Here is a 15,059-nt window from a genome sequence, read left to right as displayed (position 1 = left end):
GAACGAATGAAACTATTGGATATTTTCGGGTTGTTAAAAAAGGACATGGATTACATTGAGAAAGAATTGTATCGCAGTGTTCGAGGAGAACAGAAGCTGCTGAGTGAAACGTCACTTCATTTGCTCAAAGCAGGAGGAAAACGGTTGCGGCCCGTTTTTGTGTTACTTGGTGGGAAATTTGGTACATACGACATTGAACGTCTGAAGCTGGTTGCGGTTCCGCTGGAACTCATCCATTCGGCATCCCTCGTTCATGATGATGTCATTGATAATGCGGAGACACGCCGAGGCAAACCCACGGTGAAGTCAAAATGGGATAACCGGATTGCCATGTACACTGGAGACTATATCTACGGTAAGGCACTTGAAATGACTGCCGGATTATCCGATCCAGCGATTCATCGTATCCTTGCCAAAGCTATGGTACAGATGTCCATTGGTGAGATGGAGCAAATTCGCGACTTTTTCAATACGGGACAAAGTGTTCGTAACTATCTGCTGCGGATTCGCCGCAAAACAGCACTTCTGATTGCAGTTAGTTGTCAGTTAGGGGCATTGGCTACACGTGCGCCTGAGCATGTATCTTCCCTGCTGTATACGTACGGATACAATGTGGGGATGGCTTTCCAGATTCAAGATGATGTACTTGATCTGGTAGGTACCGAGAAACAACTTGGCAAGCCACCTGGCAGTGACATGAAGCAAGGAAATATCACTCTTCCTGTACTTTATGCCTTGGAAGAATCCGATCTGCGGGAACCTTTGCTTAAGGAGATTTCCCGTGTCCAGCATGAAGAAGGACGAGCAAGTGCATCGGATGCAATTGGAATGATTCGCCAAAGTCAAGGAATTGCTAAAGCTGAAGCCCTTGCTGACCGATATATGAAGAAAGCGCTCGATGCTCTCGATCAGCTACCTAACATCAAGACGACCAAAAACCTGCGTGATATCGCTCATTTTGTGGTTAAACGTACACATTAAACAATGTATGACCTTCGACTCTCAGATTACTCATACCCAAAGATGAACAGAACTGTGAGATTCCTCATTGGGAGGATTTGGACATGTATGTTACAATCAGAGGGATTGCGTTTACATAGTGATTAACTTTGAACCGTGAGTGAGGAGTGAGCTGATGGATCGTACATTTTTGATGGTGAAGCCGGATGGTGTGCAGCGTGGATTGATCGGTCGAATTATTAGCCGTCTGGAAGACAAAGGATTTAAGTTGGTGGCAGGCAAATTGGTGCAGATGTCTGAGGATCAGGCAAAACGCCATTATGCTGAACATGAGGGTAAACCGTTTTTCGATGATCTGGTTCGTTTTATCACATCGGGGCCTGTATTTGCCATGGTGTGGGAAGGCGACGATATTGTGGCGCTTGCGCGAATCGTCATCGGAAAAACCAATGTGAAGGAAGCAGCTCCGGGTACCATTCGCGGAGACTTCGCCAGCCACACACCACATAATCTGATTCATGGGGCAGATTCACCGGAAAGTGCTTCCCGTGAAGCAGCAAATTTCTTTGCTTCAGATGAACTGGTGGTATACGACAAGAGCATCGCAGCCTGGTTGTAATTATTAGCCAAAAGGGTGATACACGATGCTGGAGCAAGAACAACTACTAGACCCGGATTACACCGGATTCATTCGTAAAATCAAAGAGAGCACAGGCATTGATCTTGCTCAATACAAGGAAGGCCAGATGAAAAGAAGGCTGACCACACTTCGCAACAAAAACGGGTTTCATACATTTTCTAACTTTTTTGAAGCTATGCAGAAAGATAAATCATTGTTTTACGAATTCCTTGATCGTATGACGATTAACGTGTCGGAATTCTGGCGTAATCCCAATCGTTGGGAAGTGCTACGGGACGAGATCATGCCTGAGCTGCTGGGGTCCAAGCGTCGTGCTAAAGTTTGGAGTGCGGCCTGTTCAACAGGTGAAGAACCTTATACACTTGCCATGATTCTGGACACGATGGGCATTTTGAAGGACAGCTCCATTACGGCAAGTGATCTGGATGAAGGTGCATTGGCCAAAGCCAAGGAAGGGCGTTATATGGAACGCTCACTTAAGGATGTGCCAAAGGAAACGGCGAACCGTTACTTCAAGCAGGATGGCTTGGTATACCGTATTGATGAGCAACTCAAAAATTCGATCAAGTTCATGAAACAAAATTTGCTGGTGGACCGTTTTGACGATGGGTACGATCTGATTGTGTGCCGGAATGTCATGATCTACTTTACCGAGGAAGCCAAAAACCTGTTGTATCACAAATTTGCAGCAAGTTTGCGTCCAGGCGGTATTTTGTTTGTGGGCAGTACGGAGCAGATCTTCTCCCCGGGACAATATGGTCTGGAGACAGCAGAGACATTTTTCTATCGGAAAAAATAATTATAATGGTTGTTCAGCCGTCTGAAGCACATGTACATGTGTTCAGGCGGTTATTTGTATACCAAGTACAAGAAAGAGCCGACTTTCTTGTCAAAGCCGGTCAGCTATACTATAATAAGCAAAGAAATTATGGGATTTTAGCAATGTGAAGTTTAACAGTTTAAAGGGGGAACGTATTATGAGTTTACGCTATTTAACCGCAGGGGAGACGCACGGACCCCAATTGACCGCTATTATTGAAGGATTGCCAAGTAATTTGACAATTGATTTTGAAGAACTGAATTTCCAGCTTCACCGCCGCCAAAAGGGATATGGCCGTGGACGCCGGATGCAGATCGAGAAGGATCAGGCGAATTTTGTTGGTGGTATCCGTCACGGATATACAACAGGTGCTCCGGTAGCGCTGGTTGTTCAAAATAACGACTGGAAACATTGGCAGAATATTATGAATATTGAGCCGATTGAAGGCAGTGACGAAGAGAAACGTCGCGTTCATCGTCCTCGTCCCGGACACGCTGATCTGAATGGTGGACTCAAGTATAATCTTAAAGACTTGCGTAACGTACTGGAGCGCTCCAGTGCACGTGAGACAACGGTACGTGTGGCATGTGGTGCCATTGCACGTCAATTCCTGGCTGAATTCGGAATCAAGGTAGCTGGACGTGTACTTCGTATTGGAGAGATCGAAGCTCCGTATCAGGACCTTCCGATTGATGAACTGATCGCAGTAACAGAAGCTTCCTCTGTACGTGTTACGGATGCTGAGACAGAGAAGAAGATGGAAGCCTACATCGACCAGATTAAACAAGAAGGCGATTCCATCGGAGGAATAGTGGAATGTATCGTTGAAGGTGTACCTATTGGTCTTGGTAGTTATGTTCAATACGATCGCAAACTGGATGCACGAATCGCTCAAGGCGTAATGTCCATTAATGCATTCAAAGGTGTAGAGATTGGTATCGGATTCGAAGCCGGAGTTATTCGGGGATCACAGGTGCATGATGAAATCATGCATACGGATGAACGCGGCTACCACCGGGCAACCAACCGTCTGGGTGGATTCGAAGGTGGTATGACAAACGGTATGCCAGTCGTTGTACGTGGTGTGATGAAGCCGATCCCAACGTTGTATAAGCCACTGCAAAGTGTCGATATCGATACAAAAGAAGCATTTACGGCTCAGGTTGAGCGCTCGGACGCTTGTGCTGTACCAGCAGCGAGTGTGGTTATGGAGCATGTTGTAGCGTGGGAAATTGCCAAAGCATTCCTGGAGAAATTCGGCGGGGATTCCATGGAAGAGATCCGTGCCAATGTTGCTAGTTATAACGCTCAACTGGAGAATTACTAATATGCGTCAGCTGACGGTACAGTTGGAGGAACGCTCATATCCGATTCTGATTGGCAGCGGTCTATTGGCACAAGCCCCTCAATATTTTGAGCAATATGGGTTGACCAAAAAAAGTCCGTTACTCATCATTACAGATGAAAATGTGGCTCCCAAATACTTGTCAGGTTTGGAGCAAACGCTGCGTACGGCTGGTTATACAGTCGTATCGGCGGTTGTACCCTCTGGTGAAACATCGAAATCCCTTTCGGTGTACCAGGATATGATGACCGTTGCTATTGAAGGCAAACTGGATCGGAGTTCTGCGATTCTGGCCTTAGGTGGTGGTGTAGTAGGTGATCTGGCTGGTTTTGTTGCCGCTACATATATGCGTGGAATCAAGTTTGTTCAAGTACCTACAACGATTTTGGCGCATGACAGCAGTGTAGGCGGCAAGGTGGCTGTCAATCATCCGCTGGCCAAAAATATGATTGGTGCATTCCACCAACCCGAGCTAGTGCTCTATGATGTGGACACACTTCAATCCTTGCCGCCACGAGATGTATCGGCAGGGTTGTCAGAGATGCTGAAGCACGGGCTGATCCGTGATGAGGCTTTTGCACATTGGTGTGAGGAACATGCGGAAGAACTGCTTGCGCTTAATCCGGAAGCACTTGGATACGGCTTGGAACGTGGATGTGGCATTAAGGCGGAGATTGTATCCAGAGACGAACGTGAAAATGGAGAACGTGCGTTGTTGAACCTGGGACATACGATTGGTCATGCCATTGAAGCGATTGCCGGTTATGGAGAATTTCTGCACGGAGAAGCGATCTCGATCGGTATGGCTGGATCAGCATTGCTTGGTGAGAAGCTTGGTGCGCCAGCAGGGCTCTATGAAGATACGGTCCGCATGTTGCGTTCACTTCGCCTTCCAACAACGATGCCTGCGCATCTCGACACGGATGCATTAATGGAAGCGATGATGCATGACAAAAAGTTCCGTGAAGGTCATATGGTGTTTATCATTCCTGATCGGATTGGGGCTGCAAGAATTGTGAAGGACGTACCTGTGTCGGCAGTTCGGGACGTCATTGAAATGCTCAGGAAGGGAGAATAACAGCGATGGTCACACGGGGAATTCGCGGGGCTACAACAGTCACGCAGAACAACGAAGAACAGATTTTGAAGGAAACGGCAGTATTGTTGCAGGAGATCGTGGATCGCAATGAGATCCAACCGGAAGATATCTGCAGTGTGTGGATTACGTTAACTGGGGATCTGGATGCTGCTTTCCCGGCAAAAGCTATTCGCCAACTGGATGGCTGGGAACTCGTACCACTAATGTGTGCACTGGAGGTTCCTGTTAAAGGTGCCTTGGCGCAGTGCATTCGTTTCATGGTGCATGTCAATACAAACAAAGATCAGAATGAAATCAACCATGTGTATCTGAACGGTGCACAGGCATTACGTCCGGATTTGGCAACACCTTCTGGTTCTTAAGTAGTGGGTTGTCAAACCGATCATAATGATGTATAGTGAGAACCAGTTGAGTAGAGTAGAGATTGAGCTGAGAGCAGCTGAGCTAGTGGAGTATATAGCAGAGTCCAGTGGGTGGTAACCGGGGCAACAGAAACCGGTCAACTGATTCACGGTACGTCGTGCTACGGAATAGGTAACAGGAACAGGGAAAACAAACGTGTCATAGGACATCTTTTGTTTTGATATATTTTGGTACAAACACAATCAATGCACTCTCCTATATTTTACGTAATATTGGAATGAGTAGTTGAAGTGTTATAACTAATTTATTTTCCCGATTTGGATGATGTGAGATGCATCAATTCAGCGACCTGTTAATAATCCGACAGCGAAGTATAGGGACTTGTTATTTATGAAGCATCACCCTGTTAAATACAGCTTATAACCAAACCTCTACCTGATGGTAGAGGTTTTTTTGTACATTGAATTGTTTCTTCTCCCCCTATAAGTTCAACTAAACTTTTACACAAAAACGAAGAGGACAGAAATAACGTGAAGAAGCGAAGCGTGCGCCTAAAAGCTTTCTGAAAGAAAGCTACATCGGAAGCATACGCTATCACCGGATTTTCCCTTTAGAAAGGGAATCAAAAAAATCTGGGGATAACAGCGATCGGAAGGTTGTTCTGTCATCGGAGTGCTCAGTGTAAACCTCTTTAGTTGAACTTACCTAAATCTGAAAGGACGTGATCTGATGATAACGCCAAACGTTAATCAAGTACTGAAAATGTCGAATGAGTATAATCTGATTCCGGTAGTCAAACGGATTCTGGCAGATATGGAGACTCCGATTCGAATATTCCGCCGTTATGCTGACAACGACCGGGCATTCCTGTTGGAAAGTGTAGAGGGGGGTATCCAATGGGCGAGATACTCGTTCATCGGTACAGATCCGTTCCTGATGATTTCGGCCAAGAAGGGTCGAATCGTTGTAGAAGAAGCAGGGAAGACTCGTGAATTGCCAGGCAAACCGATTGAAGAACTGAAAGCACTGTTGCGTAAGTATCGCAGTCCAAAAGATGATGAACTGCCACCATTCACAGGTGGGGCAATTGGTTTCTTCGGATATGATCTGCTGTCCTATTATGAGAAACTTCCAGCTCACGCGCTGGATGACCTGAATATGGATGACATTCGCTTTATGTTCTGTGACCAGATTATCGTGTTTGACCATGTGAAGCAGCAGATGCTGCTCGTTGGTAATGTACACGTCAAGGACGGTGCAACGGATGATGAGATACGCCAAGCGTATGCAGTGACTTCGGAGAAGCTGGAGCAGGCGGCAGAACGTTTGCAGCAGCAAGGACCAGGGGAGAACCTGAATCCGCGTTCCATTCCGGGAGACGTGGAACTGGGGGATATTCGCTCCAACCTCACGAAGGAGCAATTTATCGGTAATGTAGAGCAAGCCAAAGATTACATTCGCGCAGGTGATATTTTTCAAGTGGTATTATCCCAGCGTTTCCACATTGATACGGAAGTTTCTCCGCTTCACGTGTATCGTGTGCTTCGGACCCTGAATCCATCACCTTATATGTACTACCTCAAAATGGATGATGAGATTATCGTGGGTACTTCGCCAGAAGCGCTGGTCAAGGTGGACGGGAATCGTGTGGAGACACGACCGATTGCAGGTACACGTCCAAGAGGGGCAACAGAAGCGGAAGATCGTGCACTCGCTGCTGATCTGCTCCAGGATGAGAAGGAACGCGCGGAGCATCTGATGCTAGTTGATCTGGGGCGTAACGATCTGGGCCGGGTATCCAGTTTCGGCAGCGTGAAGTGTGACATGTTCATGGAGATTGAACGGTATTCTCACGTTATGCACATGGTATCCAACGTTACGGGCGAGCTTAGAGAAGATAAGGATTTCTTCGATGCATTCCTCTCTTGCATGCCAGCGGGTACTGTATCCGGAGCACCGAAACTGCGTGCAATGGAGATTATCGCGGAACTGGAGAAAGAGGCACGTGGAGCTTATGCAGGAGCAATCGGATACCTTGGTTTCTCGGGTAACATGGACTCCTGTATTACGATTCGTACGATTATTTTTAAAAAAGGAAAAGCGTATGTACAGGCCGGAGCGGGAATCGTATGGGATTCTGTGCCTGAGAATGAATATGAGGAAACGGTTAACAAAGCTAAAGCATTGCTCAAGGCGATTCGAACAGCAGAAGCAATGTTTCCTGCCAAAGAAAAGGACAGCACGTTGAGACTGGCGAATGCAGACTACTTTGTCACACCAGCGGCCGCTAAGAACTGAGAGAGGAGAGACCGGAGATGAACATAAACCCAATAATGAATGAGAACCCTGTAACCCCCATTGCTGAGATTACTCATGAGGAAGGCATGAAAAATGGCCTGACGAAGATTCTAGAGGGCAGCCATCTGGAGCAAGCCGAAGCAAGAGATTTGATGTACTCGATCATGAGAGGTGAGGCAACGCCGGCTCAAATCGGAGGTTTGCTGATGGCGCTACGGATGAAGGGTGAAACGGTAGATGAGATCACCGGTTTTGCTGAAGCCATGCGTGGTCAGGGCGGACGAATTCTAACGGATGGCAGCGGCTTGCTGGACACTTGTGGAACAGGTGGATCGGGTATTCACAAATTCAACATTTCCACAGCATCCGCGATCATTGCTTCGGCCGTCTCGGTTCGGGTCGCCAAACATGGCAACCGTTCAGCTTCAGGCAAAGCGGGTAGTGCAGATGTATTAGAGGCACTCGGTGTAAATATCCATCTGAACGGTGAGCAGGCCAGACAATGTCTGGATGATATAGGAATCTGCTTCTGTTTTGCCCAGGTATATCACCCTTCCATGCGACATGCAGCAGGACCAAGAAAAGAGCTGGGGGTTCGTACCATTTTCAATATGCTCGGACCGTTAACGAATCCTGCGGGAGCAGATCGCCAACTGCTTGGCCTGTATGATCGTTCCCGGACGCCGATGATTGCTGAAGTACTGAATCGTCTTGGTCTCAAAAGAGCGTTGGTTGTGGCCAGCCATGATGGTCTGGATGAAATCAGTATCTCGGCACCAACTCAGGTATCTGAACTTCGCAATGGTGAAGTGCACACCTATGATATTGATCCACGTGATATGGGTTTGTCTCTGCATCCGCTCGAAGCGGTACTTGGAGGAGATGCGGCACAGAATGCCGAAATTATTAAGAGGATCTTCCAGGGTGAGCAGAGTGCCTATCGTGATGTCGTTCTGTTGAACGCCGGAGCGTGCATCTATGTATCCGGTCTTGCAGATAGCATTGCTGAAGGGGTGACACTTGCCGCAGAAGCGGTAGATTCGGGCAAAGCTGCCGGGAAGCTTGAACAGTTAATTCATACAACGGAGGCGTACAGTCATGTATCTTGATCGAATCGTTGCAACCAAACATAAAGAAGTTGAAGTTCTTGCACAGACATTTCGCATGGATGAAGCTATCCAAAAAATCGAACAACTACCCGCAACCCGGGGGTTTGAACAAGCATTATCAAGCGGACGCAATCGCAAACTCGGCCTTATTGCTGAAGTGAAGAAGGCTTCGCCATCCAAAGGGTTAATTCGTCCGGATTTTCATCCGGTAGAGATTGCTGCTACTTATGAGCGAGCGGGTGCAGACTGCATCTCCGTATTAACAGATGTGTCATATTTTCAAGGCAGCAACGAGTACTTGCAGGCTATCCATCAAGCAGTGAACATTCCGCTATTGCGCAAGGATTTTATTATAGATGAACGACAGATTGCCGAGGCAAGATTACTGGGTGCGGATGCGATACTGCTGATTGCCAGCATTCTGACACCTGAACAGATTCGTCAATATCTGGAATTTGCCAAAAGTTTGGGGCTGGATGCCTTGATTGAAGTCCATGATCGAACAGAACTGGAGCAGGTATTGGAGATTCCGCAGGCAACACTTGTGGGCATCAACAATCGTAATTTGAAAACATTCGAAACCAGTCTGAACACGACACTTGATTTGATGGAATTGATTCCAAGTGGCGTTACCTTGATTAGCGAAAGTGGTATTGACGGACCAGAATCAACAGTACCTCTGATCCAGGCCGGTGTTCATGGTATTCTCGTAGGTGAGCATCTCATGCGCAAGGATGATGTCGAGGCGGCTGTATATGATCTGATGGGGCCCAAATGATGAATACTTCCTTACACGATGGCACAGGCGACAGTATGTCAGAACTGAGAAACCCGCTGCCAGCGGCCGTAAAAATATGTGGACTTCAGGACGTTGAAGTGCTAAAATCGATGATAAACTTGCCTGTGGATTACATTGGTGTTGTTTTTGCCAAATCACGCCGCCGAATCGAACCCGAGCAGGCTGCTGCATTAAGAACGGTGTTGTTCGAATGGTCTACCTATGATCGGCCGAAGCTTGCGGGTGTATTTGTGAATCCTACGCTCGAAGAACTGGAACACATTATGGACATTGCTCAGCTGGATGTTATTCAACTGCATGGACAGGAGACTGCGGAATTTTGCCAGCAGGTGAAGCAGCGGTGGAATGCCGCAGTGTTCAAAGTTTTTTCTTTTCCCAAAGATGAAACGGGACCGGAAGCTGATGATGCAGCCATAAGGGCTCTTGATACTTATGATAAATTCGTGGATGCGATATTGCTTGATACCCATGATCCTCTATATGGAGGGGGCTCCGGGAAAACGTTTGCCTGGGAGCGAATCCCTGCCTATGCTGAATGGGCGAAAAGTCGCGGAATTGCTCTGTTCGTTGCAGGAGGGTTGCAGCCGGACAATGTACAACAACTAATACAGACATATGCACCTTTCGGCGTCGATGTATCCAGCGGCGTGGAGACTGAAGGTGTGAAGGATATTGCCAAAATTACAGCATTCGTAGAAAGGGTGAAGCAGGCATGACACATCAATTGCCGGATCAACACGGGCGTTTCGGTCACTTCGGAGGCCGCTTTGTACCTGAGACACTAATGAACGCACTTATTGAGTTGGAGGAGGCATACAGCCACTTCTCTGAAGATGAGGAATTTAACAAGGAACTGAACTATCTGCTAAGCGAGTATTCTGGACGTGAAACGCCATTGTATCATGCAGAGCAATTGTCACGCCGATTGGGCGGACCGAAAATTTATCTGAAACGTGAAGATCTCAATCATACAGGCGCGCACAAAATTAATAACGCCATTGGACAAGGTTTGCTTGCCAAACGGATGGGCAAAAAGAAAGTTATTGCCGAAACGGGTGCAGGTCAACATGGCGTTGCGACCGCAACCGTAGCCGCATTGCTTGGACTGGAATGCAAAGTATTTATGGGCGAAGAAGATACAGAGCGTCAGCAGTTAAACGTATTTCGGATGAAGCTGCTCGGAGCAGAAGTAATTCCGGTGACGTCCGGAACACGGACACTGAAGGATGCTGGTAATGAAGCACTTCGCTACTGGGTCAGCAATGTAGAGGATACGTTCTATGTGCTCGGATCAGTGGTTGGTCCTCATCCATATCCGATGATGGTGCGGAATTTCCAACGTGTGATTGGTGATGAGACCCGTCGTCAGATTCAGGAGATCGAAGGGCGTTTGCCGGATGTAATTGTAGCCGCTGTTGGTGGAGGAAGTAATGCGATCGGTATGTTCTATCCATTTATCGGTGATCAGGATGTGAAGCTTGTTGGTGTTGAAGCCGCAGGCAAAGGGGTCGAAACCGAGTATCACGCTGCAACGATGACCAAAGGCACGCATGGTGTATTCCAGGGCTCTATGAGTTACCTGTTGCAGGATGAGTATGGACAGGTTCAGCCAGCGCATTCCATCTCGGCCGGACTTGATTATCCGGGTGTTGGTCCGGAGCATTCCTATCTCAAGGATATTGAACGGGCAAAATATGTACCGATCACGGATCAGGAAGCACTGGATGCCCTGCAACTCCTATGTCGGACGGAGGGAATCATTCCTGCTCTGGAGTCTGCACATGCGGTTGCCCAAGTTGTCAAACTGGCGCCTGAACTTACAGCAGATGATATTGTAGTCATTTGTCTGTCGGGACGTGGAGACAAGGATGTTGAATCCATCATGAAATACACGGGAGGTGACTTGGGATGAATCTGATGGACCAGACCTTCCAGCAATTGAAGGAACAGAATCGTACGGCACTTATTCCATTTTTAACCGTGGGAGACCCGGATGTGGACACAACGATTGATATCATCAAGGAGCTTGAACAGGCTGGAGCGGATATTTTGGAACTGGGTGTTCCCTATTCCGATCCGCTTGCAGATGGCCCAGTCATTCAGCGCGCTTCCGAACGTGCGCTGAAAAGCCAGATTACCATTCGTACTGTGATGGAAACCGCTGCAAAAGCTCGTAAGGCAGGTGTGAAACTGCCGTTTGTACTGTTCACTTATTATAATCCGGTATTGCAGACAGGCCTGGATGTATTCTTTGATGAATTGGTCAAACACGATATTAGTGGCATGATCATTCCGGACCTGCCAATTGAGGAAGCGGAAGAGATGCGAGAACGCGCAAATCGTGCTGGTGTGCATCTGGTGCCGCTTGTTGCACCTACATCTAATGCCCGGATTGAGCGGATTGTAACGGGCGCGAGTGGCTTTATCTATTGTGTATCTTCCCTTGGGGTAACCGGAGAGAGAGCTTCTTTCTTTGATGGCGTAGAGAGCTTTATTGAGACGGTGAAAAGTCTGACAGACCTCCCTGTAGCGGTGGGTTTTGGTATTTCCAGTCATGAGCAGGTGGCACATTTCTCCCGCATCTGCGATGGCGTTGTTGTAGGTAGTGCCATTGTTCGTCAGGTGGAAGATGCGATTCCTCTGCTTGAAAATCCGGATACGCGTGCAGCGGGACTGTTGCAAATTCGCAACTTTGTGGCACAATTAAAGGGATAGAGATGTCCTGAAAGGACATCTTTTGGACACGTAAGGTGCACGCTGATTCGTGTCTAACATTATTTCAATAACAGGAGGCGGTCGGGTTGAAACCGAAATCCCAGATTGTCAATCTGCCTGTGTACCAGCCGGGCAAACCGATTGAAGAAGTGAAACGTGAACTGGGGCTTGAACAAGTCATCAAGCTGGCCTCCAACGAAAACCCGTACGGCAGTTCCCCTGCCGCCCTGGAAGCCATTACGAGAGAAATGACGAATATAAGCATATACCCAGACGGTAGCTCGGTTGAGCTGACGGGAGTTCTTGCCAAGCATCTTGGGGTTGAACGGAACAACTTAATATTTGGTTGTGGTTCCGATGAGATTATTGCTTTGATCACGAGAGCTTTCTTCTTGCCGGGTGACGAGACCATCATGGCAGATCAGACATTTTCTGTATATAAAAGCAATGCAGATATTGAGGGTGCCGTGTCCATCGAAGTGCCTCTGAAAGATGGCACGCATGATCTGAGCGCGATGCTCGCGCAAATTAACGACAAAACCAAAGCAGTATGGGTGTGTAATCCAAATAATCCGACAGGTACGATTATCTCCGAGCAGGAACTTACAGCCTTTATGGACCGTGTGCCTGCTCATGTGATGGTCATACTGGACGAAGCTTATTATGAATTCGTAACCGATGAAGCATACCCGCAAAGTATACCATTGATCGAACGGTATCCGAACTTGGTCATCCTGCGGACATTCTCCAAAATTTACGGTTTGGCTTCGCTTCGGATCGGATATGGTATTGCACGTCCCGAAATTATTGATTTGATTAACCGTGTACGTGAACCGTTTAACACCTCCCGTTTTGGACAGGTTGCGGCAAAAGCTGCACTACTGGATCAGGATTTTGTTCAAGAGTGCTCGAAGCGGAATGCAACGGATCGGGATTACCTGCAAAATGAATTTGCACGCCTCGGGTTGTCGTATTTCCCTTCACAGGGTAATTTCATTATGGTTGACCTGAATATGCCTTCGGCAATTGCGTTCCAATCCTTGCTCAAACAAGGCATTATCGTTCGCTCAGGATTCCACGTATACCCAACTTACATTCGTGTGTCCGTCGGAACATCAGAACAGAACCGTGCATTTGTCACGGCACTGGAGAACACGCTGGCTGAGAAGGCGGTAGCACGCCCTTAATACTGGCGATGAAAGAGTGAGGACCCATGAAACTAAAAATTGCAATGATTGGTGTAGGACTCATCGGCGGTTCACTGGCACTCTGCTTCAAAGGCAAGCCAGGTGTAACCGTGATGGGCTACGCCCACTTGGATGAACTGAAGGACAAGTACATAGCGAGCGGTGTAGTGGATGATGCTACGCTCTCTCTGGAAGAAGCGGTAGAGGATGCCGACTTTATTTTTTTGTGCGTTCCCGTAGGTTTGCTTGAATCCTATTTCGAAAAGCTCTCCAAGCTGCCATTGAAAAAAGGATGTATCATCACGGACGTAGGAAGCACTAAAGCTTCCATTGCCGCTTTTGCCGAGCATGTGCGGTTGACTGACGCTTACTTCATTGGTGGTCACCCTATGGCGGGGTCGGAGCGTGCAGGCGTAGATGCGGCCTCAGCCGTGTTATTTGAGAATGCATACTATGTCTTAACCCCTTCAGAACATGTACCTGAGGAAGCCTACAGCAGGCTGTCTGAGCTGCTTGCGTATACGCGAGCACAGATCGTGCGTGTGGAGCCTCTGCTGCACGATGACATCGTGGGGGCGATTAGTCATCTGCCACATGTTATTGCTGTTGCGCTTGTGAATCAGGTGCGTGAATATAATGAGTCGAATCCACTGTATAAAATGCTGGCTGCAGGCGGTTTTCGGGATATTACCCGGATTGCGTCCAGTGATGCGATTGTGTGGAGAGATATCTTGCTTAGCAACCGTGATGTACTGCTGGGCTTGCTTAAGGACTGGAATAGCCAGATGATGGCCTTTACGGATATGCTGGAGCATAAGAACGGTGAAGGCATAGAGGAGGCATTCCGTCAGGCCCGCGAGTTCCGCAGTATATTACCAGAACGACGCAAAGGCATGATTTCGCCGTTATTTGATCTGTATACTGATGTCCAGGATGCACCGGGTATGATCGGTAAGATCGCAACTGAGCTTGGGGCGAATGACATCAACTTGAGCAACTTGGAGATTATCGAAAACCGGGTGGATGTGCCGGGCATTATGCGTCTGTCTTTCCGTCAGGAAGAAGATATGGAACGAGCCAAGACGTTATTGGATTCCTTAGGCTATCAAGTGTGGATATAAGACGAGAAAGAGGGCGAAAGCCCTCTTTTTTGTGAGGTTATATTGGAGTTGTTATTTGATTTTCAGTCACAGAAAAAAAGGATGTATTATCCTTATTTACCGAAAGATATAATTAATTCAAACAATTTTACTGAAAGTGTTGACAAAATGAAAACGTATACATATAATAAGGGTACAGTATGGTTTCTCTCCACTCCTATCCAATAACTGTATTGCTCCACGTGAGCAATGGCCGCTTATGTAAGCGGTCTTTTTTTTGTCTTAAAAAGTTTTGGGAAAGGCATTGATATGTTGATAGTTACACTTGGACTTACATCCTCTATTTACATCTCCCTCCTTAATCTGTTAGGATACCTTAGATCCAATAAATATCACATTTTTGTAACCTTTTCGGTATATCGTCCGTCTATATAAGCAAGGGTTACCAAAAAGGCTCAAAATGAAGTCATGAACGTGAAAATGACCGCATATGAATGACAGGTCGGGTTTTGTGGATGCCAATGGATTTGCCAGGATGATGCAGACCGTTGTACAATAAATACTGTTAATGTAGAAACGTTGGGGAAATTGCCATTACATAGGGGAATTTGGCGGGAAGGCCAG

Annotated in this window: 14 protein-coding genes; all 14 read left to right on the top strand. The window is 47.3% G+C overall.

Features of this window, described 5'->3' with window-relative positions; all coding sequences use genetic code 11:
• The first annotated feature begins 6 nt into the window (after nt 1-6).
• The 14 genes from MHI52_RS19250 (at nt 7) to MHI52_RS19185 (ending at nt 14,456) form a co-directional block, all read left to right on the top strand.
• On the top strand, nt 7-981 hold the full coding sequence (locus MHI52_RS19250) for a polyprenyl synthetase family protein (RefSeq protein WP_017687703.1): 975 nt from the start codon (nt 7-9) through the stop codon (nt 979-981).
• A 154-nt stretch (nt 982-1,135) separates the two neighbouring features.
• Entirely contained in the window at nt 1,136-1,579 is a 444-nt protein-coding gene (ndk, locus tag MHI52_RS19245) for a nucleoside-diphosphate kinase (protein WP_017687704.1), read from the top strand.
• A 25-nt stretch (nt 1,580-1,604) separates the two neighbouring features.
• Complete coding sequence (locus tag MHI52_RS19240) at nt 1,605-2,399, top strand: protein-glutamate O-methyltransferase CheR (RefSeq protein ID WP_127549785.1); 795 nt, start codon at nt 1,605-1,607, stop codon at nt 2,397-2,399.
• A gap of 178 nt (nt 2,400-2,577) precedes the next feature.
• A complete protein-coding gene (gene aroC / locus MHI52_RS19235; RefSeq protein ID WP_017687707.1) occupies nt 2,578-3,747 on the top strand; it encodes a chorismate synthase in 1,170 nt (389 codons plus the stop codon).
• A gap of 1 nt (nt 3,748) precedes the next feature.
• On the top strand, nt 3,749-4,843 hold the full coding sequence (aroB, locus tag MHI52_RS19230) for a 3-dehydroquinate synthase (RefSeq protein WP_036607679.1): 1,095 nt from the start codon (nt 3,749-3,751) through the stop codon (nt 4,841-4,843).
• A 5-nt stretch (nt 4,844-4,848) separates the two neighbouring features.
• Entirely contained in the window at nt 4,849-5,226 is a 378-nt protein-coding gene (aroH, locus tag MHI52_RS19225) for a chorismate mutase (protein WP_315370822.1), read from the top strand.
• A 730-nt stretch (nt 5,227-5,956) separates the two neighbouring features.
• On the top strand, nt 5,957-7,525 hold the full coding sequence (gene trpE / locus MHI52_RS19220; protein WP_405157476.1) for an anthranilate synthase component I: 1,569 nt from the start codon (nt 5,957-5,959) through the stop codon (nt 7,523-7,525).
• A gap of 35 nt (nt 7,526-7,560) precedes the next feature.
• Nucleotides 7,561-8,634: an anthranilate phosphoribosyltransferase gene (gene trpD / locus MHI52_RS19215; RefSeq protein ID WP_405159403.1), complete on the top strand. Its 1,074-nt coding sequence runs from the start codon at nt 7,561-7,563 to the stop codon at nt 8,632-8,634.
• Nucleotides 8,624-9,412 (top strand): indole-3-glycerol phosphate synthase TrpC, encoded by a 789-nt coding sequence (trpC, locus tag MHI52_RS19210; RefSeq protein WP_405157475.1) that lies wholly within the window; start codon nt 8,624-8,626, stop codon nt 9,410-9,412. Before trpD ends, trpC begins: the two co-directional genes overlap by 11 nt.
• Nucleotides 9,413-9,447: 35 nt before the next feature.
• Nucleotides 9,448-10,149 carry a phosphoribosylanthranilate isomerase gene (locus MHI52_RS19205; RefSeq protein WP_405159402.1) on the top strand — a complete coding sequence of 234 codons (702 nt, stop codon included), beginning with the start codon at nt 9,448-9,450 and terminating at the stop codon, nt 10,147-10,149.
• Nucleotides 10,146-11,345: a tryptophan synthase subunit beta gene (trpB, locus tag MHI52_RS19200; protein ID WP_017687714.1), complete on the top strand. Its 1,200-nt coding sequence runs from the start codon at nt 10,146-10,148 to the stop codon at nt 11,343-11,345. The genes MHI52_RS19205 and trpB overlap by 4 nt, the downstream gene beginning before the upstream one ends.
• The gene (gene trpA / locus MHI52_RS19195; RefSeq protein ID WP_074095638.1) at nt 11,342-12,148 is read left to right on the top strand and encodes a tryptophan synthase subunit alpha; all 807 of its coding nucleotides are present in this window, start codon (nt 11,342-11,344) and stop codon (nt 12,146-12,148) included. The genes trpB and trpA overlap by 4 nt, the downstream gene beginning before the upstream one ends.
• Nucleotides 12,149-12,234: 86 nt before the next feature.
• Entirely contained in the window at nt 12,235-13,335 is a 1,101-nt protein-coding gene (gene hisC / locus MHI52_RS19190; RefSeq protein ID WP_405157474.1) for a histidinol-phosphate transaminase, read from the top strand.
• 26 nt (nt 13,336-13,361) lie between these two features.
• On the top strand, nt 13,362-14,456 hold the full coding sequence (locus MHI52_RS19185; protein WP_405157473.1) for a prephenate dehydrogenase: 1,095 nt from the start codon (nt 13,362-13,364) through the stop codon (nt 14,454-14,456).
• Nucleotides 14,457-15,059: the final 603 nt, after the last annotated feature.

The sequence above is a fragment of the Paenibacillus sp. FSL H8-0283 genome, from assembly GCF_045040675.1.
Taxonomy (GTDB): Bacteria; Bacillota; Bacilli; order Paenibacillales; family Paenibacillaceae; genus Paenibacillus; species Paenibacillus amylolyticus.
Note: the sequence above shows the minus strand (reverse complement) of the source record. Positions and strands in the feature narration are given on the sequence as shown.

What these genes read in the sequence shown, in the direction of transcription:
- MHI52_RS19250 (WP_017687703.1), top strand. Translation starts at nt 7, where the DNA reads ATGAAACTATTGGATATTTTCGGGTTGTTAAAAAAGGACATGGATTAC.
- ndk (WP_017687704.1), top strand. Translation starts at nt 1,136, where the DNA reads ATGGATCGTACATTTTTGATGGTGAAGCCGGATGGTGTGCAGCGTGGA.
- MHI52_RS19240 (WP_127549785.1), top strand. Translation starts at nt 1,605, where the DNA reads ATGCTGGAGCAAGAACAACTACTAGACCCGGATTACACCGGATTCATT.
- aroC (WP_017687707.1), top strand. Translation starts at nt 2,578, where the DNA reads ATGAGTTTACGCTATTTAACCGCAGGGGAGACGCACGGACCCCAATTG.
- aroB (WP_036607679.1), top strand. Translation starts at nt 3,749, where the DNA reads ATGCGTCAGCTGACGGTACAGTTGGAGGAACGCTCATATCCGATTCTG.
- aroH (WP_315370822.1), top strand. Translation starts at nt 4,849, where the DNA reads ATGGTCACACGGGGAATTCGCGGGGCTACAACAGTCACGCAGAACAAC.
- trpE (WP_405157476.1), top strand. Translation starts at nt 5,957, where the DNA reads ATGATAACGCCAAACGTTAATCAAGTACTGAAAATGTCGAATGAGTAT.
- trpD (WP_405159403.1), top strand. Translation starts at nt 7,561, where the DNA reads ATGAATGAGAACCCTGTAACCCCCATTGCTGAGATTACTCATGAGGAA.
- trpC (WP_405157475.1), top strand. Translation starts at nt 8,624, where the DNA reads ATGTATCTTGATCGAATCGTTGCAACCAAACATAAAGAAGTTGAAGTT.
- MHI52_RS19205 (WP_405159402.1), top strand. Translation starts at nt 9,448, where the DNA reads ATGTCAGAACTGAGAAACCCGCTGCCAGCGGCCGTAAAAATATGTGGA.
- trpB (WP_017687714.1), top strand. Translation starts at nt 10,146, where the DNA reads ATGACACATCAATTGCCGGATCAACACGGGCGTTTCGGTCACTTCGGA.
- trpA (WP_074095638.1), top strand. Translation starts at nt 11,342, where the DNA reads ATGAATCTGATGGACCAGACCTTCCAGCAATTGAAGGAACAGAATCGT.
- MHI52_RS19185 (WP_405157473.1), top strand. Translation starts at nt 13,362, where the DNA reads ATGAAACTAAAAATTGCAATGATTGGTGTAGGACTCATCGGCGGTTCA.